The sequence below is a fragment of the Brachybacterium sp. Z12 genome (assembly GCF_014400405.1).
Classification (GTDB): domain Bacteria; phylum Actinomycetota; class Actinomycetes; order Actinomycetales; family Dermabacteraceae; genus Brachybacterium.
Genome location: NZ_CP060496.1, coordinates 2,923,634 through 2,942,328 on the forward strand (window position 1 = coordinate 2,923,634; position 18,695 = coordinate 2,942,328).

20 protein-coding genes and 4 pseudogenes are annotated in these 18,695 nt (G+C 69.4%); all 24 read right to left on the bottom strand.

Annotated elements, in window-relative coordinates; translation table 11 throughout:
- Nucleotides 1–18 precede the first annotated feature (18 nt).
- On the bottom strand, nucleotides 19–555 hold the full coding sequence (locus H3H54_RS15515) for a polysaccharide pyruvyl transferase family protein (RefSeq protein WP_262424568.1): 537 nt from the start codon (nucleotides 553–555) through the stop codon (nucleotides 19–21).
- A gap of 201 nt (nucleotides 556–756) precedes the next feature.
- A complete protein-coding gene (locus H3H54_RS15520; protein WP_262424569.1) occupies nucleotides 757–1,794 on the bottom strand; it encodes a hypothetical protein in 1,038 nt (345 codons plus the stop codon).
- A complete protein-coding gene (locus H3H54_RS15525) occupies nucleotides 1,728–2,573 on the bottom strand; it encodes a glycosyltransferase (RefSeq protein WP_395963790.1) in 846 nt (281 codons plus the stop codon). The genes H3H54_RS15520 and H3H54_RS15525 overlap by 67 nt, the downstream gene beginning before the upstream one ends.
- Before the next feature lie 23 nt (nucleotides 2,574–2,596).
- Nucleotides 2,597–2,854 (bottom strand): annotated as a pseudogene (locus tag H3H54_RS19740) (glycosyltransferase family 2 protein); the annotation flags it as partial.
- A 128-nt stretch (nucleotides 2,855–2,982) separates the two neighbouring features.
- Nucleotides 2,983–4,743: a CDP-glycerol glycerophosphotransferase family protein gene (locus H3H54_RS15530; RefSeq protein WP_262424570.1), complete on the bottom strand. Its 1,761-nt coding sequence runs from the start codon at nucleotides 4,741–4,743 to the stop codon at nucleotides 2,983–2,985.
- 106 nt (nucleotides 4,744–4,849) lie between these two features.
- A complete protein-coding gene (locus H3H54_RS15535; RefSeq protein ID WP_262424571.1) occupies nucleotides 4,850–5,212 on the bottom strand; it encodes a hypothetical protein in 363 nt (120 codons plus the stop codon).
- Nucleotides 5,157–6,758 carry a glycosyltransferase family 2 protein gene (locus tag H3H54_RS15540; RefSeq protein WP_262424572.1) on the bottom strand — a complete coding sequence of 534 codons (1,602 nt, stop codon included), beginning with the start codon at nucleotides 6,756–6,758 and terminating at the stop codon, nucleotides 5,157–5,159. Before H3H54_RS15540 ends, H3H54_RS15535 begins: the two co-directional genes overlap by 56 nt.
- A gap of 99 nt (nucleotides 6,759–6,857) precedes the next feature.
- Complete coding sequence (locus tag H3H54_RS15545) at nucleotides 6,858–8,465, bottom strand: acyltransferase family protein (protein ID WP_262424573.1); 1,608 nt, start codon at nucleotides 8,463–8,465, stop codon at nucleotides 6,858–6,860.
- Complete coding sequence (locus H3H54_RS15550; RefSeq protein ID WP_262424574.1) at nucleotides 8,348–8,902, bottom strand: acyltransferase; 555 nt, start codon at nucleotides 8,900–8,902, stop codon at nucleotides 8,348–8,350. The genes H3H54_RS15545 and H3H54_RS15550 overlap by 118 nt, the downstream gene beginning before the upstream one ends.
- A gap of 64 nt (nucleotides 8,903–8,966) precedes the next feature.
- Nucleotides 8,967–9,104 carry an SIP domain-containing protein gene (locus tag H3H54_RS19745; protein WP_395962935.1) on the bottom strand — a complete coding sequence of 46 codons (138 nt, stop codon included), beginning with the start codon at nucleotides 9,102–9,104 and terminating at the stop codon, nucleotides 8,967–8,969.
- Between the two features lie 157 nt (nucleotides 9,105–9,261).
- Nucleotides 9,262–9,909 (bottom strand): annotated as a pseudogene (locus H3H54_RS19750) (siderophore-interacting protein); the annotation flags it as partial.
- A complete protein-coding gene (locus H3H54_RS15560) occupies nucleotides 9,837–10,025 on the bottom strand; it encodes a hypothetical protein (protein WP_262424576.1) in 189 nt (62 codons plus the stop codon). The gene H3H54_RS15560 and the pseudogene H3H54_RS19750, both read right to left, overlap by 73 nt.
- Before the next feature lie 371 nt (nucleotides 10,026–10,396).
- Nucleotides 10,397–10,837: pseudogene (locus H3H54_RS19755) on the bottom strand (ATP-binding cassette domain-containing protein); the annotation flags it as partial.
- Between the two features lie 10 nt (nucleotides 10,838–10,847).
- Nucleotides 10,848–11,891 carry an iron chelate uptake ABC transporter family permease subunit gene (locus tag H3H54_RS15570; RefSeq protein WP_316249230.1) on the bottom strand — a complete coding sequence of 348 codons (1,044 nt, stop codon included), beginning with the start codon at nucleotides 11,889–11,891 and terminating at the stop codon, nucleotides 10,848–10,850.
- Nucleotides 11,888–12,439: an iron ABC transporter permease gene (locus H3H54_RS15575; protein WP_316249231.1), complete on the bottom strand. Its 552-nt coding sequence runs from the start codon at nucleotides 12,437–12,439 to the stop codon at nucleotides 11,888–11,890. Before H3H54_RS15575 ends, H3H54_RS15570 begins: the two co-directional genes overlap by 4 nt.
- Nucleotides 12,421–12,570: a hypothetical protein gene (locus tag H3H54_RS15580; protein WP_262426549.1), complete on the bottom strand. Its 150-nt coding sequence runs from the start codon at nucleotides 12,568–12,570 to the stop codon at nucleotides 12,421–12,423. The genes H3H54_RS15575 and H3H54_RS15580 overlap by 19 nt, the downstream gene beginning before the upstream one ends.
- A 20-nt stretch (nucleotides 12,571–12,590) precedes the next feature.
- Nucleotides 12,591–12,809: pseudogene (locus tag H3H54_RS15585) on the bottom strand (iron chelate uptake ABC transporter family permease subunit); the annotation flags it as partial.
- An 81-nt stretch (nucleotides 12,810–12,890) separates the two neighbouring features.
- Complete coding sequence (locus tag H3H54_RS15590) at nucleotides 12,891–13,928, bottom strand: ABC transporter substrate-binding protein (RefSeq protein ID WP_262424577.1); 1,038 nt, start codon at nucleotides 13,926–13,928, stop codon at nucleotides 12,891–12,893.
- Nucleotides 13,929–14,160: 232 nt separating this feature from the next.
- The gene (locus H3H54_RS15595) at nucleotides 14,161–14,715 is read right to left on the bottom strand and encodes a hypothetical protein (RefSeq protein WP_262424578.1); all 555 of its coding nucleotides are present in this window, start codon (nucleotides 14,713–14,715) and stop codon (nucleotides 14,161–14,163) included.
- Nucleotides 14,679–15,098 (bottom strand): hypothetical protein, encoded by a 420-nt coding sequence (locus tag H3H54_RS15600; protein ID WP_262424579.1) that lies wholly within the window; start codon nucleotides 15,096–15,098, stop codon nucleotides 14,679–14,681. The genes H3H54_RS15595 and H3H54_RS15600 overlap by 37 nt, the downstream gene beginning before the upstream one ends.
- Nucleotides 15,065–15,769 carry a hypothetical protein gene (locus H3H54_RS15605; protein WP_262424580.1) on the bottom strand — a complete coding sequence of 235 codons (705 nt, stop codon included), beginning with the start codon at nucleotides 15,767–15,769 and terminating at the stop codon, nucleotides 15,065–15,067. Before H3H54_RS15605 ends, H3H54_RS15600 begins: the two co-directional genes overlap by 34 nt.
- Nucleotides 15,766–16,410 (bottom strand): YesL family protein, encoded by a 645-nt coding sequence (locus H3H54_RS15610; protein WP_262424581.1) that lies wholly within the window; start codon nucleotides 16,408–16,410, stop codon nucleotides 15,766–15,768. Before H3H54_RS15610 ends, H3H54_RS15605 begins: the two co-directional genes overlap by 4 nt.
- A gap of 7 nt (nucleotides 16,411–16,417) precedes the next feature.
- The gene (locus tag H3H54_RS15615; RefSeq protein ID WP_262424582.1) at nucleotides 16,418–17,365 is read right to left on the bottom strand and encodes a carbohydrate ABC transporter permease; all 948 of its coding nucleotides are present in this window, start codon (nucleotides 17,363–17,365) and stop codon (nucleotides 16,418–16,420) included.
- 4 nt (nucleotides 17,366–17,369) lie between these two features.
- A complete protein-coding gene (locus H3H54_RS15620; protein ID WP_262424583.1) occupies nucleotides 17,370–18,362 on the bottom strand; it encodes a sugar ABC transporter permease in 993 nt (330 codons plus the stop codon).
- Between the last annotated feature and the right edge of the window lie 333 nt (nucleotides 18,363–18,695).

The window sequence follows — 18,695 nt, forward strand, 5'->3', positions numbered from 1 at the left end:
ACTCGGGCCGATTGTGTCTCAGAGGTCACGCAGCGCTTGGACGAGCCCCTCCTGCAGATCGTGCAGCCCGGTCGGCTCTGCGTAGCTCTCGGTGACGGCCTCCAGGACCGAGCTGACGGACGCCGCGCCGCCCGTCGGCTCCACGTACTCGCGATAGCGGTGCTCGCCGGGGTAGGCCGAGTAGTAGTCGTGAAACTTGTACAGCCCGCCCTTGAGCTTGTTGCCCAGCCTGATATGCGCATTGGGGACGCCGAGCGCGTCGGAGAAGATCAGTCCGTGCAGGCTGGAGGAGATCACCGCGTCGCAAGAGGCGATCTCGCGCGCGACCTCCTCAGGGGTCCACGCCACGTTGATCACGCGCACCTCGGGGCCCAGGTCCCGCATCCTCTGGACGACCGGAGACGTGACGTCGTGGTAGTGCGGGATCACTCCCAGCGAGTACCTCTTCTTCACCGGACCGTCCAGGAGCACCGGTGCCAGGATCCCGGGATCGCCGAGCGCGATCGTGCGTGGCGAGAGGTTGTCGACCCGTGCGAGCGTGGAGCGCCCACGCACCGCGAGCGCATCCAGAGGCGCCGGTTCCTCCCCGGCACCTCCGCACGGATGAATCCGCTCCCCCAGACCCGGGGCTGATTGGTCCCCTGCTTCCTGAGGATCATCTGGATCACCGACCCGGCTCCCACGAGGTCACAGCGGTTCGGCGCACCCCAGACGACCCGCCGCCCCGTCAGCCGTTCCACGAGCGGCGGCGTGAGCTCATCGCCGAAATTCAACCGGTGGGGGAACTTCCATCGCCACCAGAAGGTCGAGATCGGCGCGTTCACGCGCGCCACCCCGGACGGTCCGCACCGCTCGAGTGAGCGCCGGACCCACCACAGGCAACGACTTCGCTGCTGCAGCGGCGCGTGCGCGCGGAGTGCTCCTCTGCTTCACGCGACGGGGCGTGAACGGCTTCGCCGCGGAGCGCTCCCGTGTGCGCGTCCCCGGCTTCACGACCACCACGCTGCCGTCCTCGCCCTCGGCGAGTCCGAAGCCTGCAGCCCGGGCCGGCCAGAACTCTGTGCCCACGAACTGCAGAGGGGTGCGGACCTTGTTCAGAGCAGCCGACACCGTCACCGTCGCTCCGATCATCTCCGCAGTGAGCGGGAGACGCAGCCCGAGCAGACGGTCGCCGAGCTGGACTGTCGGCAGCAGCTGCCTGCCTCCGTGCTGCGGGATCCCTTCGAGGTAGCAGAAGTACTCGTCGCTCTCTTTGGGCACGCCGGCCGTCTGCACCAGCATCATCGCTCGCCGATTCTCATCGACCGTGAGTCCCACGCTCCGAGCTCTCGCGGTGTTGCGCAGCAGCAGGCCTCCGCGGTCGATCGAGAGATTCCCGGGGCCTTCCGTGAAGTAGGCGATCAACCGATCCTGCGGCATCGGATCATCCGCAAGGTTGCTGATCCCCTCGGGTTCGACAGAGCGTGCACGCTCGGCCCCGAGCCGCAGCTCCTTCTCGAACTCGCCGAATGCGACGACGGTGAAGAGGTCCCATACGCCGCGGTCCAGACTGCTGTGCTCGGCACTGACCAGGAAGGACGGACCATCCGGCGAGAGCTCCGACGCAGCGACGCTGAAATCCTCGACGGCGCCGGAATGGCGATGGTGGCCGCGGATCCCGAGCCTCTCGGGAGCGCCCTCGAGATCCGCGATCCTCACGGAGGCGGAAACCTGGACCGTCCGACCCTTCACCCTGACGTCCTCGAGCTTCGTGGACATCTTGGGCGGCGCCGTCTCGCGGCTCGCCGCCGGCACGAGGATCTCCAGCTCGGGGGCACCTTGCGCTGGAATGCGCCCTCTCTCCACATCAGCTGACGGTCAGGGTTCTCCACGAAGTACTCGATGGTCGCAGCGAGCCCTTCAAGGTTGTCCGCAGCGAGAAGATCGAGCTTCCAGCGAGTCTCTTCGGGGACGCGACGGCGAAGCTCCTCTGTGTAGAGATGGCCGATCTCGGACCGGAAGATCTCTCCCAGCGACTCCTGCTCCTCGCGCGGCAGACGGAGCCAGCGCCCGTCGAGCACTCGCTTCATCGTCCAGGCGAACGGCCGGCGGAGCAGCGCGTCGCGACGCTCTCCCGGCTCCGTGTACTGCTCGATGGTCTTCGAAAGCCGCACTGCCGTGCGCAGATGCTCGCCGGGGCCGCGAGCCCCGAGCGTCATATTGGTGCCATCGGCACGATGACGGATGAGGTAGTAGTCCTGGTCCGCGAGGACCGAGATCTTCCGGGCATTGAGGTAGACGGCCGCCATGAACGGCTGATCCTCGCCGGTGATCTGGTCCTCAGGGAACCTCAGCCCGAGACTCTCGATGAGGGAGCGACGGATCAGCTTGGTCGGGCCCAAGGTGTTGAAGACGTTGTCCTCGATGAGGTCGGCGTCCTCCACGCTGTGCTTGAACATGCTGGCGGGTGCGTGACGCGCGTCCATGCTCGCGAGCTTGCCGAGAACGACATCTGCTTCGCCCTCGTGCGCAGCCTGCACCATCTTCTGCAACGCATCGGGGGTGAGCTTGTCATCGGAATCGAGGAAGAAGATGAACTCACCACACGCGCACGCCCGATCGCGGGATTACGTCCACCACCCGGAGTCCCGGAATTCTCCTGAGAGATGACGGTGACCCGTGGATCCGAGGCGGCGATCTCGTGGAGAAGTGCCCCGCTCCCGTCCGTGGAGCCGTCATCGACCACGAGGATCTCCAGGAGGTCAGGATCGAGCGACTGCTCCTGCACGGACCGTATTGCATCCCGCACGTAGTGCTCGGAGTTATACACGGGGATGATCACCGAGACGTACAGAGCCATGAACACGGACCTCATCTATCTGGGGCGGCGGCGCGCGGGATGCTTCTGCGGTTCAGCGTCCGTTGCTGAGCGATCGGAGCTTTCTCGCGCCTTTCGGAGGGTAGCACCGGCGCACCGCACAACCCCGGTGGGTGAAGAGGGGCTCAGACTGTGCCGGTGGGCTCCGCCGTAGGCTCCAGATCCTTCACCTCGCCCGGCGCGATCAGGCCGAGTTCCGCCTGTGCGACGTGCACACGCCGATCAGCGTAGGAGTCCCGCGGGATGTCCCCGAGGTAATACGTGGCCCATCGCAGCCGCTCATCGCGACCGGGGTCGGCAGTGAGCAAGCTGTCGAGCGTCTCCTCGAGATGGGGCAATGCCTGCCCTTCGACCACGAGCACATAGGCGGCGCGCGCCATCGGGAACTGCTCGACGAACTCCGCGGCGCCGGTACGAGGCGAGACCATGGCGAGCGGCTTGCCCGAGTGGAGGAAATCTCCCACCACGGCTGAGACGTCGGAGATCATCGCATCCGCCGCATTGAAGCAGTCGGTCACGCTCATCTCCTCCTCCGCGAGCGCCCCGAAGAGATGCTCGCGACCGGTTGACGCCGCGTCTGCCGCGAGCATCTCCCGGATCTCCTCGCACGCTGCCTGCAGCTCCGGCGAGCGCGAGCTGTAGGGGTGCGGGCGGAACACCACGCGACACCCACGATCGAGCAGGCCGCGGACGATCGCGGGCCCCGCCAGCAGCGAGGAGTAGTTGGTCTCGGCCTGGTACCCGGCCCACGTGGGCGCATACAGCACCGCGTGGTCCCGGAGCTGCCCGATCGGCCCCCGCTCCGCCTCGACGTGTTCGACCTGAGGACGGCCCACGATGCGGAACATGTCCTCCGGCATCGACACCCCGAACTTCTCGAAGCGATCGATCGCCGCCTGCCCCGCAACGAAGTCGAGGTCGTACATGCGGATCACCGGGGTGGCGCTCGAGGCCTTGTCGGACTCCCCGTGCAGCAGCTGGATGTGGGTGAGCTGCGAGTAGCGCACCATGTGGTTGTTGCGCATCGCGTTGTTCACGTAGAACACGCCGCGCAGGGTGGGCACGATGAGGTCGTCGAGGTCTGTGAGCGAGCGCCGCAGCAGCACCGGATGCTCGGTCGCCGCGGCCAGCTGGTGGAAGGTCGGCACCGTGCGCACCACCAGTGCGAAGGGGACTCCGAGCCGCTCCAGGTAGGGCAGCCACATCGTCACCTGGAAGGCGGAGCGAGGCGGCGCGTGCCAGTAGACGTAGAAGACGGGCTGCATCTGCTCCAGGAGCTGCGGGAGCCCCGCCTGGAATCTGCGACGGTCCTGGATCCTGCGCATGACGTCGATGAGGGCGGCCAGGCCGATGCCGAGCGAGATGATCACGAGCAGCGCGGCGGCAGGGATCAGGAGGCTCGGCGCGACGGCGGCGGCGACCAGGACGGCCACTCCCAGCACGTTCACGGGGAAGACCCACCCGTAGGGGAAGGCGGCGCTGTTGCGGACCTTTCGATCAGGGAGGTTCGCGGCGTAGGGGACGGCGAGAGAGGAGAGCGACCGCAGGAGAGGCTCCTGCGCGAGCGCCAGGACGGCGAGCACGAGGACGATCATCACGGCGCCGTCGAGCTCCGCGCGGACGTACAGGTGGGCAACGGCCGTGGCGAGCAAGAGATAGCGGGCGGTGATGTACCGGCCGGCGCCACCGATGTCCCGAGGGATCGTCAGCAGTGTGTGACGCTGGCGCCATCCGATGAGCAGCAGCGTCACCAGCGGCAGGAGCAGTGCTCGACGGTCCCCGCCGGACGCCAGCATCACCACAGGTGACAGCGCTGCGAGGACGTTCACGACCAGCGGCCACAGGGAGAGCACCTCAGCCATCTTCCGCATACCGATCGCGGTCATGACACCTCGCCTCTTATCTTCGGGACCAGCGGACTCCGACCGGTGCAGGTCCGCGCCCGACTGTTGAAGGATCCTGACATGATCCGGTCCGGGCGCGCGAGCTGCATCAGCGCCTCGGGCGGCGCACGCCCAGCCGCCGGGCGATGGCACGCACCGTGCGCTTGCCTCCATCTGCCGCGGCGGACAGCACTGAGCCGCCGACCTGCGTGCGGGGAATGGAGACGGCCTCGGGGATCGTCAGCACCACGTGCCCGATGTCGTCCTCCACCTTCAGCCAGCGCGTCTCGCGGCCGCTTCCGTCCTGCAGGGACAGTGCGAACAACCCCTCCCCCGCCGGGATGAGGGGGACCGGTTCGCCGTCGCCTCCGGCGGCCTCGTCCGCGTGCACGGAGGCCCGCAGCGAGTGCGTGCTGTCAGCAGCGAGCAGCACCACGCGGTGACCGGTTCCGGTGCTCAGGGTGGTGAGCACTCGGGCATCGGGGCCTGACCGCTCGAGCAGCGTGTACCCGATGTCGAGGGACACGTTCCCGAAGCCCTGGGTGTAGTAGACGGTGCCGATCTCCCGCTGGCCGGTCCCGTCGGTCAGGCGGTGGCGTCGCTCGATGATCTCCTCGGAGCGGAGCCTTCCGAGCCGGTTCACGAGCTCCTCGGAGCCGTAGCGGTGGACGACGGAGATGTCCCAGACCCCCTTCTCGAGCCGGTCCGCATCGATCTCGGCCCGGAGCTCGAGGGCACGGCTGCCATCCCGCAGGATCTCGCGCGCCTCGCCCGCCCACTGGTCGGACCAGTCCTCCGTCCCTCGTCTCTGCACGCGGAGCGCCACGGCATCGGGCGGCGCCATGCACCCCTTGACCCTCGCGCTCGCGACGAGGCGGGCCCGGGAGCCCTCCACGGCCAGGCTCTCGAGCCGCACCATCCCGGTGACGGTGACATCGCGGAGCAGCTCCGCGCCGATCTCCTGGGCCAGCTCGGGGGCAGGTCGAGATGGAATCCGGTCTCGTCATGCGTGAGCCTCTCCTTCCCCCGCCCTTCTCCCACGTGATGAGGCGGCGCAGCACGGCGGTGCGGCCGTCGAGGGCGAGGCGGACCTTGACCTTCTCGAGCGGACCGAGGTGAGCGGCGGCGGCCGGCGTATAGACGGGAGTGAGCGCTTGTGCGATCTCTGCGACCACCGCCTCCTGCTTCTCCTCCTCGAGGTCCAGGAAGCGCGGATGCAGCGATTTGCGCAGCGCCCCTCGGATCGGGCGCCGCAGGATCCCGTCCCGGAGCGTGCCGGGTTCCGAGAACTGGACGATGACCTCGATGCACGCAGCGAGCAGCTGCGCGTAGTCCCAGGCGCTGCGCGCGGAGGAGGTGACGTTCTTGCCGTCGTCCCGCTTGCGGATCAGCACGAAATCGCGGTCCGCTCGCACGCTGATCTTGTCCGCCGCCAGGTAGCAGGCGAGCGTGAACGGCTGGTCGGAGCCGACGCGCAGGTGCGTGGGGTTGTGAGCACCGGTCTTCGCCACCAGATCGGTGCGGAAGAGCTTGATCGCGGTGAGCGAGTTGTACAGCTTGTCGGCGACGATGTCGGCATCCGCGACGGTGCGATGGAACATCGAGCTCGGCGCATGGCGGCCGTTGAGCCCGGCCATCTTCGCCAGGACGATGTCCGATCCCTCCTTCTCGGCGTAGGCGGCGAGATCGCCGAGCGCGCCCTCCGTGAGGACATCGTCCGCACCCACGACGAAGAAGTACTTCCCTCTCACCGCGGCGATGCCCTTGTTGCACGGATCCGCGGGGCCGCCGGAGTTGGGCTGGTCGATGAGACGGTAGTTGGGGTGGCGGGCCGCGTACTCGGCGAGCAGCTTCTCGGAGCCGTCATCGGAGCCGTCGTTGACGAGGACGACCTCGAGCTGCGACTCGTCCAGCCCCTGCGCCGGGAGGGCGTCGAGCGTCTCCCGGAGATAGGGCATCGCGTTGTACACGGGGATCACGAGGGAGACGAGCGGTGTCCCGGAGGTGGTCTGCTGCATGCTTCTTCCTGGAGGTCGCATCGGCTGAGGTCGACGGGGGCCGTTCGCGGCAGTCTAACCACGGGGTATCGCACCGATCCGGTGCGGCAGGCCTGGAGCTCAGCCGAGAGCGGGGCTGATCTGCTCCCACAGCGGCGGGGCGAGCTTCGCGCTGAAGGTCGCGGTGAGGTGGTGCCCATCGCGATAGACGAGGGTGTTCCCGATGATCATCGGGCAGGTCTCGTCATTGCAGAGATAGGGCGTCAGGTCGAGATAGCGGGCCCCGGTCGCGTCGGCCGCCGCCCGCTCGGCCCGGATGATGTCCGGGCTGAACGCCGAGGAGACCGGTGCCGCGCATCTCCCAGCGTCCTCGAGATCATCCGAGAGGCACACTGCCGGGGTCTCGGCTCGATGGGGGACGTCGGCGAGCACGGCCACCTCGGGCCCGTCGACCGCCTCGACGGTCGACTCCATGCCGGACTGCCACTGCGCGGCGAAGTCATCGGCACCGCCCTCCAGCTCGGGTTCGGCGGCCCCGTAGTTGGCCAGCAGCACGAGATCGGGGTCCTCGTCGCCGATCCGCTCCAGCACACCTTCGCGCCACTGATCGCATTGCGTATACGCGAGCCCGTCCAGCAGCAGCGGCAGATCCGCCGACGGGCAGGAGCTCTTCGTGTTCGTGTCCAGCCGGATCTTCCCCTCCTGCGCCAGCTGCGCGAGCGCCGGATACCAGGAGGCCGCGTGGGAGTCGCCGAACAGGAACACCAGCGGCGCATCGGGGTCGTCGCCGATCTGGCATCCGCTGGAGTCCGTGCTGGCCTGCGAGCGATGGCACCCGTCGTCGTAGATCGTGGGGTTGTCGGAGTCCGCTTCCTCGAGGGAGGGCTGGAGGTTCGCGGGGACGAAGCCGGTGCCCGCCGGTTCTGCGGTGAGCCCGTCCGTCTCCTCCGCGGTGCGGTCTGTCGCGGTGTCCTGCTGGGCCGTTCCCAGATGCACGGCGCCCGCCGTGGCGATCAGGCTCAGCGAGGCGGCCGCGGCGGCGGCACCGGTCAGCAGCGGGGTCCGTTCCCGGAGCACGTGCCAGCCGATCACGGGGCGTTCGACGACGCGGTACAGCAGCCAGGCGAGCGGGATGGCGACCGCGCCGAGCAGGAGCCGCACCCCGAGCGAGAGCGGCTCGTCCTGCCCCACCGCGACCTGCGGGATCACCTGCAGCGGCCAGTGGACGAGATAGAGCGAGTACGAGATCGCTCCGATGAACTGGCAGGGCTGCAGGCTCAGCAGGCGGTTGAGGTGCAGGTTTCCGGGCGCGGTCCCGCCCACGAGCAGCAGCACGGTCGCGGCCACCGGCAGCGCCGCCGTGTAGCCAGGGAACGGCGTCGATGCGTCGTACAGCAGCGCGGTGACGACCAGGGCGGCCATACCGACCCACGACAGCAGCCCCGTCGCCGGCCGGCGCAGCCATGCGGCCCCGGTGCGCAGCAGGAACGCCGTCAGCGCGCCGGCACCCAGCTCCCACGCCCGTGTGGGCAGCGAGAAGAACGTCCACGACGGGGAGACGCCCATCCAGAGCACGCAGGCGAGGAAGGAGGCGAGCGTCAGCGCTGCGGTCACCCACAGCAGGCGCCGCTCGCTGCGGCGGCACAGCCAGAATCCGAGCGCGAGCAGCGCGGGCCAGAACAGGTAGAACTGCTCCTCGATCCCGAGCGACCAGTAGTGCTGGAACACCGACGGGCTGGTCTCGGCGAGATAGTCCGTGCCGTCGATCGCGAACAGGACATTGGGAAGGTAGAGCGCGGTGGCGACAGCCCCTTGACCACCTCGGACATGAGTAGCGGCGGCATCCACAGCCATGCCGCCACGGCGGTCAGCGCGGCGACCAGCAGCGAGGCCGGGAGGATGCGGCGTGCCCGCTTGGCATAGAACCTGCCGAAGGAGATCCGGCCCTCCGCCTCGAGCGATTCCAGCAGATGGGTGGTGATCAGGAATCCCGAGACCACGAAGAAGACGTCCACTCCGACGAACCCGCCGGACAGCGTCCCCACCCCCGCGTGGTAGAGGACCACGAGCAGCACGGCGATGGCGCGGAGGCCCTGGATATCCGGGCGGAAGCTCGCCTTCCGCCCGGCCCGGGGCCCGCTCTTCGATTCGGCGACAGCAGTCACGCAGCTCCTGAGATATGACGAGTCACGGAGTGTAGCGGCCCGCTGGTGTTTGAGAGCCTGCCCCTCAGTTCTCCGGCCGCCCCTGCCGCCAGTACCCCATGAAGGAGACCTGCTTGCGGTCCAGCCCCAGCTCGCTGACCAGGTGCCGGCGCAGGGTCTTGATCAGGCCGGCCTCCCCCCGCGAGCCAGGCGTAGAAGGCACCGTGCCCGGTGGTGGTCTCCCACAGGATGGTCTCGTCGACGTCCACGTCCTCGAGCTCCTCGCGCAGCGCCGCGTCAGTACCGTCGGCCGCCTCGGGCCCGTCGGCCGCGGCGTCCCGGAACGCCTGGGCGTTCTCGCTCATCAGGCTCCGCACAGCGGCGTCGAGCAGCTCCCCATGGGGGCGTCCCTCGCGGGGCAGCCAGGTGACCTGCACCCCGGAACGGGTCAGCAGCTCCTGCGCGTCACCGGCCTCGGGCACCTCGAGCAGGGCGTGCCCGCTGATCGAGGCGGGCAGGGCCTCGAGGATCGAGCCGACGGCGGGCACTGCGGTCTCGTCCCCCACCAGCAGCACGGTGCGGGCGGTGCCGGGGCGGAACTCGATGCCGCCGTACTCGGGGCCCACCAGGTGACGGTTCGGTCCGAGCATCGAGATGGTGTCCCCCAGCTCCGCGTCCCGTGCCCAGCGCGCGGCGACGCCCTGGCCGGGCACCTCGACGGGATCCAGATGCAGCACGACGTCGATGTCGATCTCGGGGTGTGCGGAGAGGTTGCCCGGATGGCCGGCGGCACGCTGCTCGCGCACGGTGTAGGTGCGCATCCAGCCGCGGTCCGCCGGGTCGATCTGCAACCAGCTGCGGTACCACTCGGCGTGCGCGGCAGGGTCGAGCATTCCGTCCGGACGCACCGCCACGAAATGGTCGGCGCTGGCCTCGGGCCCGGGGACGATCAGCTTCACCCGCAGGTCCAGCGGGTGGGAGCACGTGCCGAAGTGCTCGAGGTCGGGGCTGGTGAAGGTGAACCGCACCAGGGACGGGCCCAGGGGCGGCGCGCGGCGACGGTGAGCTCGAAGGCGAGCATGCTCGAGTGCTCGAGGGCTGGCACCAGCTCGGTCGCGGGCGCGGTCTGGGTCGTGGTGGACACGGGGTCCTCCTCATGTCGGTGGGGGCGTCGGTGCGGTCCCTGCCCAGGGGCAGGACCATCGGGGTGCCGGTGACGGGGTCGGGGGCGATATGGGCGTCCAGGGCGAAGACCTCGTGGGCCATCTGCTCGGTGATGACCTCGGCCGGGGAGCCCTGGGAGTGGATCTCGCCGGCGCGGACGGCGACCAGGTGATCGGCGTAGCGGGCGGCGAGGTTGAGGTCGTGCAGCACGATGCCGACGGTGGTGCCGCGCTCGCGGTTGAGGTCGCGGACCACGTCGAGGACCTCGAGCTGATGGGTGACGTCGAGATAGGTGGTGGGCTCGTCCAGCAGCAGCACCTCCGTCTGCTGGGCGAGAGCCATGGCGATCCACACCCGCTGGCGCTGCCCGCCGGAGAGCTCCTCGAGCAGCCTCCCCTGGAGCTCATCGGTGCGGGTGGCGGTGAGCGCCTCGGCCACGGCCCGCTCATCCTGCTCGCTCCACTGCGGGAACAGCCCCTGATGGGGAAGCGGCCGCGGGTCACCAGCTCGCGCACGGTGACGCCGTCGGGGCGACCGGGGTCTGCGGGAGCAGGCCGAGGCGGCGAGCGAGCTCCTTCCCGCGCAGGGAGTGCAGGTCCCGGCCGTCCAGCAGCACGCTGCCGCTGCGGGGGTGAGCAGCCGCGACATGCCTCGCAGCAGGGTCGACTTCCCGCTGCCGTTGGCGCCGACGATGATCGTGATCCGCTCTTCGGGCAGCGCGAGGCTGAGGTCGTGCACGACCTCCCGGCGGTCGTACGCCAGGTGCAGGTGCTGGGCTTCGATCAGTGCCATCGGGGTTAGGTCACCTTCCGGTTCCGGAGGTCGGGGTGCGGGTGAGCATCCACAGCAGGACGGGGGCGCCGAGCGCGCCGGTGACCACCCCGGCGGGAAGCTCGGTGCTCCCGAAGAGGTTCTGGCCGGCGATGTCGGCGAGCAGCACGATCACGGCGCCGACCACGGCGGCCAGCGGGAAGCTGGGACGTCCCGCGAGCATCCGCGCGATCGGTCCGGCGAGGAAGGCGACGAAGGAGAGCGGGCCGGTGACCGCGACGGTGAGAGCGCTGAGGGTCACGGCGACCAGGATCAGGGCCACGCGGGTGCGGGGCACCGGCAGGCCGAGGCTGGTGGCGGTGTCGTCGCCCAGCTGCAGGATCCGCAGCCGCACCACCAGCAGGGCGAGGGCGGGGATCAGCACCGCCAGGGTGATCGCCAGCACCGCCGCCCGATCCCAGGTGGAGGTGGACAGCGAACCGATCATCCAGTGCATCGCATCGCCCGCGGACTGCAGCGAGAGGCGGGTCAGCAGGTAGGAGATGAGCGCGCCGAGGGCGGCGGCGAATCCGATGCCCACCAGCACGAAGCGGTTGTCCACGGCGCCAGCGCCTCCCGGCCTGCCCACGCCTCCCACGCTTCCCATGCCGGCCACGAGCAGCAGGAGCACTGCCGTGCCCAGCCCTCCCAGCAGCGCGAACCAGAACAGGGCGCGGCCGTCGGCCTGGAAGAACGCCATCGCGATCACCGCCCCGGCGGAGGCGCCGAGCGTCACGCCGATGACGTCGGGGCTGGCCAGCGGATTGCGGAGCATCGTCTGGAACACGGTGCCGGAGAGCCCGAAGGCGACGCCCGCCAGCAGTGCGACCACCGCGGTGGGCAGCCGGTGGTCCATCACGATGAAGGAGATGCCGGGGATCTGCTCGCCGCCGATCACCCGCAGGGCGAGGTCGAGCGGGACCATCGGGGTGCCCACGAGCACCCGCACGGCGATCAGCCCGAGCAGGATCAGTCCGGTGCCCGCTGCGGTGAGGGCGGTGCGGCGGGTGCGTGGGCGCAGTGCCAGGGTGTTCACAGTCCCACCTGCCGTCGGCTGCGGATGAGGAGCACGAAGACGGGCACGCCGATCAGCGCGGTCATCACGCCCACCTGCACCTCGGCGGGTGGGGCGATCACCCGCCCGGCGGTGTCGGCCAGCAGGATCAGCACCGGCCCGCCCAGCAGGCACAGCGGCACGATGCGGCGGTAGTCCCCGCCGACGAGCAGCCGGGCCGCGTGTGGGACCACCAGGCCCAGGAAGCCGATGGGGCCGGCCAGCGCCACGGCCGCGCCGCACAGCAGGATGATCGCGACCCCCAGCAGCACCCGGGCCCGGCCGACCTTCACGCCGAGGCCCACTGCGGCGTCGTCGCCGAGGGCGAGGGCGTTGAGCACGCCGGTGGCGAGCACGATCACGACCGCTCCGATCGCCATCAGCACCCCGACCCCCGCGATATCGGTGAGGCTGCGGGCGCCGAGGGTGCCCACCTGCCAGAAGCGCAGCCGGTCCAGAGAGGAGTCGTCGACCATCACCAGGGCGTTGACCACGGAGCCGAGCCCGGCGGTCAGCGCGGCGCCGGCCAGGGCGAGCTTGACGGGGTGGCCCCCTCGCGCCCCAGCGAGGCGACCGTGTAGACGGCGACGGTCCCCAGCGCCGCCCCGAGCAGGGCGAGGACCATGAACTCGGCCACGCGGGAAGCATCGGCCAGATACACCCGATCACCACCGCGGTGGTCGCCCCGGCGTTGATCCCGAGGATCCCGGGGTCGGCGAGCGGGTTGCGGCTCATGCCCTGCATCGCGGCGCCCGCCACGGCCAGTGCCGCACCGACGGCGACCCCCGCGACGGTGCGCAGCAGGCGTGCGTGGATCACCGCGTGGTCCGCGAGGGTGCCGTCAGGGGAGCGCAGCGCCTCCACCACAGTGGTCGGGGAGACCGTGCGGGCCCCGACCATGAGGGAGAGCAGGCACGCGATCGCCAAGGCGAGGAGGCCGCCGGCGAGCGCGAGCGCGGTGGAGCGACGCACCGTGGGCGGTCAGCCGCGCACGCTCTGCGCGACCTCGACGACCGTGGGCACGAAGTGCTCCAGGGCCCAGGGCAGGCTGAGCGCGTTGGCGGCGGAGATCGACAGTGTGAGGTGATCGTCGTCGGTGAGCACGACGCCACCGGCGTCGACGGCGGGGATCTGGGCGAACAGCGGGTCCGCCTGGAAGTCGTCGATGGAGCTGCCGGGCGCGGCCCAGGTGTAGAAGAGGTCGGAGTCCAGCTCGTCGGCCCGCTCCGAGGACCACTCGAGGTAGAAGTTCTCGGCGTCCTCGGTGTTCTCCGTGACCACCTCGGCCTGGGTCATGCCGAGCGCGGTGAAGAACCGGGGGCGGGTGTCCTCGCCGACGTACAGGGCGATGGAGCTGTCCGCCAGGCCGAGGGTGCCGGCGATGAACGTGGCGCCGGCGACGGCGGGGTTCTCCTCGCCGACGGCGGCGAGGTCCGCGCTGATCTGCTCGGCGAGGGTCGCCGCCTCCTCGGAGCGTCCGGTGGCGGCACCGACGGCGGCCAGGGTGTCCTCCCAGGAGGCGGTGTAGTTCGGGGCCAGCGGGCCGATCGTCGGGGCGATCCGGGTCAGCTGGTCGTACTCCTCCTGGGTGACGCCGGAGTAGGCGGCGATGATGAGATCCGGGGTCAGCGCCGCGATCTCGTCGTAGTTGATGCCGTCGGACTCGTCGTACTGGGTGGGCGCGCCGTCGGTGTCCCAGCCGGCGCCGAGCTCCTCGAGCTTCGTGTCGATCCAGTCGGTCGAGCCGTTGCCGTTGCCGCCCCAGGTCACCGTCGGCATCCCGATCGGCACCAGGCCGAGGGCGAGCATCGTGTCGGCATTGACCCAGGAGACGGTCGCGATGCGGACGGGCTCCGCCTCGATCACGGTCTCGCCGTAGAAGTGGGTGACGGCGGCGTAGTGATCCCCGGCCGCGCCGCCCCCGTCGGCACCGCCGTCGCCGGCGCTCCCGGAGCAGGAGGCCAGGGCCGGGGCGGCGAGCACGGACAGCGCGACGAGCGTGCGGCGGGAGAGGTTCACAGCGGGTCCTCCAGGATCGAGGCCACCGAGGATCGGTGGTTAGGCGAGCCTGACCTTATTCCGCGACGCCGGTGGTGCGCAATTGTCGTCCAGGACGAGATCCTCCCCAGCACCGCGCTCAGGCACGACAGAAGGGCAGGAAAGCGACCCAGATCACCCTCGGATCGCCCAGAATCACCCGGAATCACCCCAGAGGCCCCGGACCGGCCCTCGCGGCCGGTCCGGGAGCAGCTCACTTCCGGCGGTCGTAGGCCGCCTGCTGGATCTCGAGGAATTCCGTGAGTCCGATGTTCTCGAGCGTCTCGACGAAGCTGTCCCACTCCGACAGCGGCAGCTGGCCGGTGATGAAGCCGCTGCGGGACTCGTCGAGGTACTTGCCGATCTCCGCGCCGACGGTGCCGAGCACGTCGGATTCCTCGGGCGTGAAGGTGAACGCGGACCAGACCTCCTTGAGCGCGTAGGGCTCCATCGCCTTCGAGCTCTCGACCGCCTGCGGCGAGCTCTCGACCCCGCCGAACCACCGCTCGGTCACCCATCCCGGGTAGCTGCCTCCCATGAAGATCGAGTGGGGCTTGAGCCCGTCGTCGACGGACTGGCCCTCGGTGATCTCCGGCAGCAGGCGGTACTCGCCGTCGACCTCCTCCCAGCTGTCCCCCTCGTTGCCCAGGAAGAACTGGCGTGCTCCCTCCTCGCTGTACCAGTAGTCCATCCAGCGGGCCAGGGCGACCGGGTGCTCGCAGCGGTCGGTCATCACGAAGTGGCCGATCGAGGCGAGCTCAGAGCGCACCGCGTGCCAGACCGGCGTCTCCCCGCTTCCCGGGTCAGCGGCGGGACGACCACGTAGTTCTCGCCCTCCTCCCCGAAGTAGCCGGCAGGTGCCGCGGTGGAGCAGGCGGAGATGATGCCCTGGCTGCCCTGGGCGGTGAAGGTGGCACGGTCCGAGGAGAAGATCTCCGCCGGGATCAGGCCCTTGCTGTACAGGCGGCTCAGGTACTCCATCATGTCGCGGTAGCCGTCGGAGACCGGGAAGTAGCGGATCGCCCCGGTGTCCGGGTCGAGGTCGATCTGCCCCGCCGCCGTGCCCTGGTTGGCCACGCCGAACGCTCCGTAGAGAGTCGGGTAGGTCTCCCCGAGGTTCACGGGATCGGTGAGCCCGATGGCGCCGTCCACCGTGTTGACGGCCTCCTCCAGGTAGGCCTCGAACTCCTCGGTGGTCTGCGGCACCGCCATCCCGAAGCGGTCCAGCCAGTCCTGGCGGGCCCAGAGCTTGAACATGTAGCGCAGGCCCAGCGAGTTCGGGTCGTAGACCTGGGGGTGGAGTAGATGTTGCCGTCGGGGAAGGTCAGGCCCTCCCTGATCTGGGGGCTCTCCTCCATGAGGGCGGTGAGGTTCGGCATGTAGTCCGCCAGCAGGTCGTTCAGCGCGATGAAGGTGCCGCGCTCGCCGTAGGTCGCGATGTCGCCGGTGCCGACGCCGTTGCGGTAGAAGGCGCTGGGATAGTCACCGCTGGTCAGGGCGAGATTCCGTCGCTCGGCCGTCCCATCCTGCGGGACCAGGCCGAAATCGATGTGGACGTTCGTGAGCTCCTCGGTCGCCTTGATCGAGGTGACCTCGTTCCAGTCCTCGGCGGTGGTGGAGGGGCGTGCGCTGAGGAAGTCGATCGTGATCTTCTCGTCGGCGATCGGCATGCCCTCGGCGTTGATGTTGTCGTCGAGGTTCTCGATCTTGTCGAGGGTTTCGGAGTCCTCCCCGCCGGCACCGCACGAGGTGAGAGCGGCGGTTGTGGCGAGGGCGGCCCCGGTGGCCAGGGCGGTGCGACGGGTGAAGGGTCGGAGGGTCATGCTGAGGGGTTCCTTTCAGGGGTGGGACTGGGACAGATCTGGGGGACGGTCCGGTGCAGGCACCAGGCCGAGGCGGCGAGGGGGACGCTGACACCGCACACGGGCAGCAGCCCGGGCACGCCGGCGGCGATCAGCAGGAGCGGCCAGGCGATCACCGCGACGAGCAGGGCGAGCGTCAGCAGCGGTCGCATGACGCCGACCGCGAGCGCGGCGGTGAAGACCGTGGCCAGGCGCGGTGCGGGGCCGTCGTCGTCCTGCCCGGCGATCCAGAGCAGGTGCGGCATCAGCACGATCATCAGGAGCAGTCCGAGCAGCGCCGGGCCCTGCGTGAGGGCGGCCGGGATGGGCGGCAGCGTGCGGGAGAGCCACCAGCTGGACAGCAGCGCCCCGCACAGGGCGAGGGCCAGCAGCGTGGTGGCGTTGGCGATCATCCATCCGCGCTTCCAACGTCGCCACATGGTGCGGCCGACGGGCAGGTCCGTCTCGCCCTGCATCCAGCGCCGGGACACGTCGTGCGCGGCGAGGGTGGCGGGGCCGATCCCGAGGACGATGCCGCCGGCCGCGGTGAGCGCGAGCCAGCAGGCGTTCAACCACACCAGTCGCACCACCCACTGCAGGACGCCGTCCAGACGCGTGATCATCGGGGGCTCACCCCTTGACCGATCCGATGAGCACGCCCTGGGTGAAGAAGCGCTGCAGGAAGGGGTAGACGATCAGCAGCGGGAGCGAGGCGACGATCATCGTGGCGTACTTGATCAGCGAGGCCAGGCGCTGCTGCTCGATGAGCGAGCCAGCCTCCCCGGCTCCGCTCTGCGAGGTCTCCTGGGAGACCACCAGCAGTTCACGCAGCACCAGCTGGAGGGTGTACTTGTCCCGGTCCGAGAGGTAGATGAGGGCTCTGAAGTATTCGTTCCACAGGCCGACGCCGTGGAACAGGGCGAGGGTCGCGATGATCGGTGCGGACAGCGGGATCGCGATGCGCAGGAAGATCTGGATGTCGCCGGCCCCGTCGACGGTCGCCGCCTCGGCCAGCTCCTCGGGGACGCTCTGGGTGAAGAACGCGCGGCCGACGAGCACCGACCAGGCGCCGGCGGCGCCGGGGACCACCACGGCCCAGATCGTGTCGAGCATCCCCAGATCCTTGACCACCAGGTAGGTGGGGATGAGGCCGCCGGAGAACAGCATCGTGAACAGGATGTACCAGGTCACGGCGGTGCGGCCGGCCATATTCCGCCGCGAGAGCGCGTAGGCGCATGGCAGCACGAGCAGCAGGTGCAGGGCGACTCCCACCAGCGTGTAGACGACGGTGTTGCGGTACCCGACCCAGATGGATCCCTGGGCGAACACCCTCGCGTAGCCGTCCAGGTTCAGGTCGACGGGCCAGAGCCACACCCGGCCGGTCTCGACCGCGTGCGGGTCGCTGACGGAGGCGATGAGGACGAACCAGAGCGGGTATCCGATCACGAGGACGACCACGATCAGGAAGGCTGTGTTGAGCCGGTCGAACCAGCGGTCATCGTGCGAGGTGAGACGGCTGTGACGGCGGCTGCGGCGCACGGTGTCGGAGGCGGAGGAGGCGGAGGTGGAGGAGGTCATGAGCTCACCACAGGCTGTTCTCTGAGTACCGGCGGGCGAGCTGATTGACGCCGACCAGCAGGATGATGTTGATGACGGAGTCGAAGAGACCGACCGCTGCTGCGTAGCTGTACTGGCCCTCGAGCAGCCCGGTCTCGTAGACGAAGGTCTGGATGATGTCCGAGGCTTCGGCGTTGAGCGAGTTGTTCATCAGCAGCGCCTTCTCGAAGCCGACCGCCATGAAGCTGCCGAAGTCGAGGATCAGCAGGATCACGACGGTGGGCATGATCGCCGGGATGTTGACGTGCCGGATCCTCTGCAGGCGGTTCGCACCGTCGACCTGGGCGGCCTGGTGGAGCTCGGGGTTAACCCCGGCCAGCGCCGCGAGGTAGATGATCGTGCTCCAGCCCAGCGACTGCCAGACGCCGGACCACACGTACAGGTGTCGGAACCAGCCCGGATCCTGCATGAACTGGATGGGCTCGAGGCCGATCAGCTCGATGACGTGGTTGATCAGTCCGGTGCGCGGGTCCATGAAGGCGAACAGCATGCCCACGACGACCACGAGCGACACGAAGTGGGGCGCGTAGGTCAGGGTCTGGGCGAAGCGCTTGAAGACGTGGTTCTTCACCTCGTTCAGCGCGAGGGCCAGGATGATCGGCAGCGGGAAGAGGAGCAGCTGGTAGAGGCTCAGGACCAGCGTGTTCCGCAGCAGGCGCCAGAAGTAGTAGGAGTCGAAGAAGCGCTCGAAGTGCTCGAAGCCGACCCAGCTGCTGCCCCAGATGCCGTCGGAGGCGATGAAGTCGCGGAACGCGATCTGCGCGCCGTACATCGGGACGTAGTTGAAGATCAGGAAGAAGAGCACGGCGGGCGCGACGAGCACGTAAAGCTGCCAGCTGCCGCGCAGCGCGCGCTTGGCCCGGCGGCGTCGCGACGCGGCGCGCACGGGCGTCCGATCTCCGATGGGCGGCGATTCGGGCGCGGCGCCGGGGGCGGAGACCGCCGGTGGCGCGGTCATCGGGCGGGGCCTGTCACGGTGCTACCTCCTGCTCGGCGCTCGGTCTGCGAGCGCACGCTTCTGTGGCTGACAGCAGGTGATGTGAGCGCTCCCACGGTGCGACGGCATGAGGCGCGAAGTGTTCTCACGTGATGACCCCGGGGGCGTGCGTGGAGAGCACGCACTGCCCCGCGTTCGGGGCAGGCGCGTCTCTTTGACCTGCTGCAACAGTTATTCCACGGCACGGTCGGCACGACAAGAGGGTTTTATGAAATGGCCTTTCATATACACCCGATGTTCATCGTCGACCCGGCTCGCGGGAACGCCGGGGCCCTGCTCCGGGCACGACGGAAC

Excerpts from the sequence above, each read along its gene's own strand:
- H3H54_RS15530 (WP_262424570.1), bottom strand. The coding sequence starts at position 4,743 with ATGACCGCGATCGGTATGCGGAAGATGGCTGAGGTGCTCTCCCTGTGG.
- H3H54_RS15540 (WP_262424572.1), bottom strand. The coding sequence starts at position 6,758 with ATGCAGCAGACCACCTCCGGGACACCGCTCGTCTCCCTCGTGATCCCC.
- H3H54_RS15605 (WP_262424580.1), bottom strand. The coding sequence starts at position 15,769 with ATGACCCTCCGACCCTTCACCCGTCGCACCGCCCTGGCCACCGGGGCC.
- H3H54_RS15610 (WP_262424581.1), bottom strand. The coding sequence starts at position 16,410 with ATGATCACGCGTCTGGACGGCGTCCTGCAGTGGGTGGTGCGACTGGTG.
- H3H54_RS15615 (WP_262424582.1), bottom strand. The coding sequence starts at position 17,365 with ATGACCTCCTCCACCTCCGCCTCCTCCGCCTCCGACACCGTGCGCCGC.
- H3H54_RS15620 (WP_262424583.1), bottom strand. The coding sequence starts at position 18,362 with ATGACCGCGCCACCGGCGGTCTCCGCCCCCGGCGCCGCGCCCGAATCG.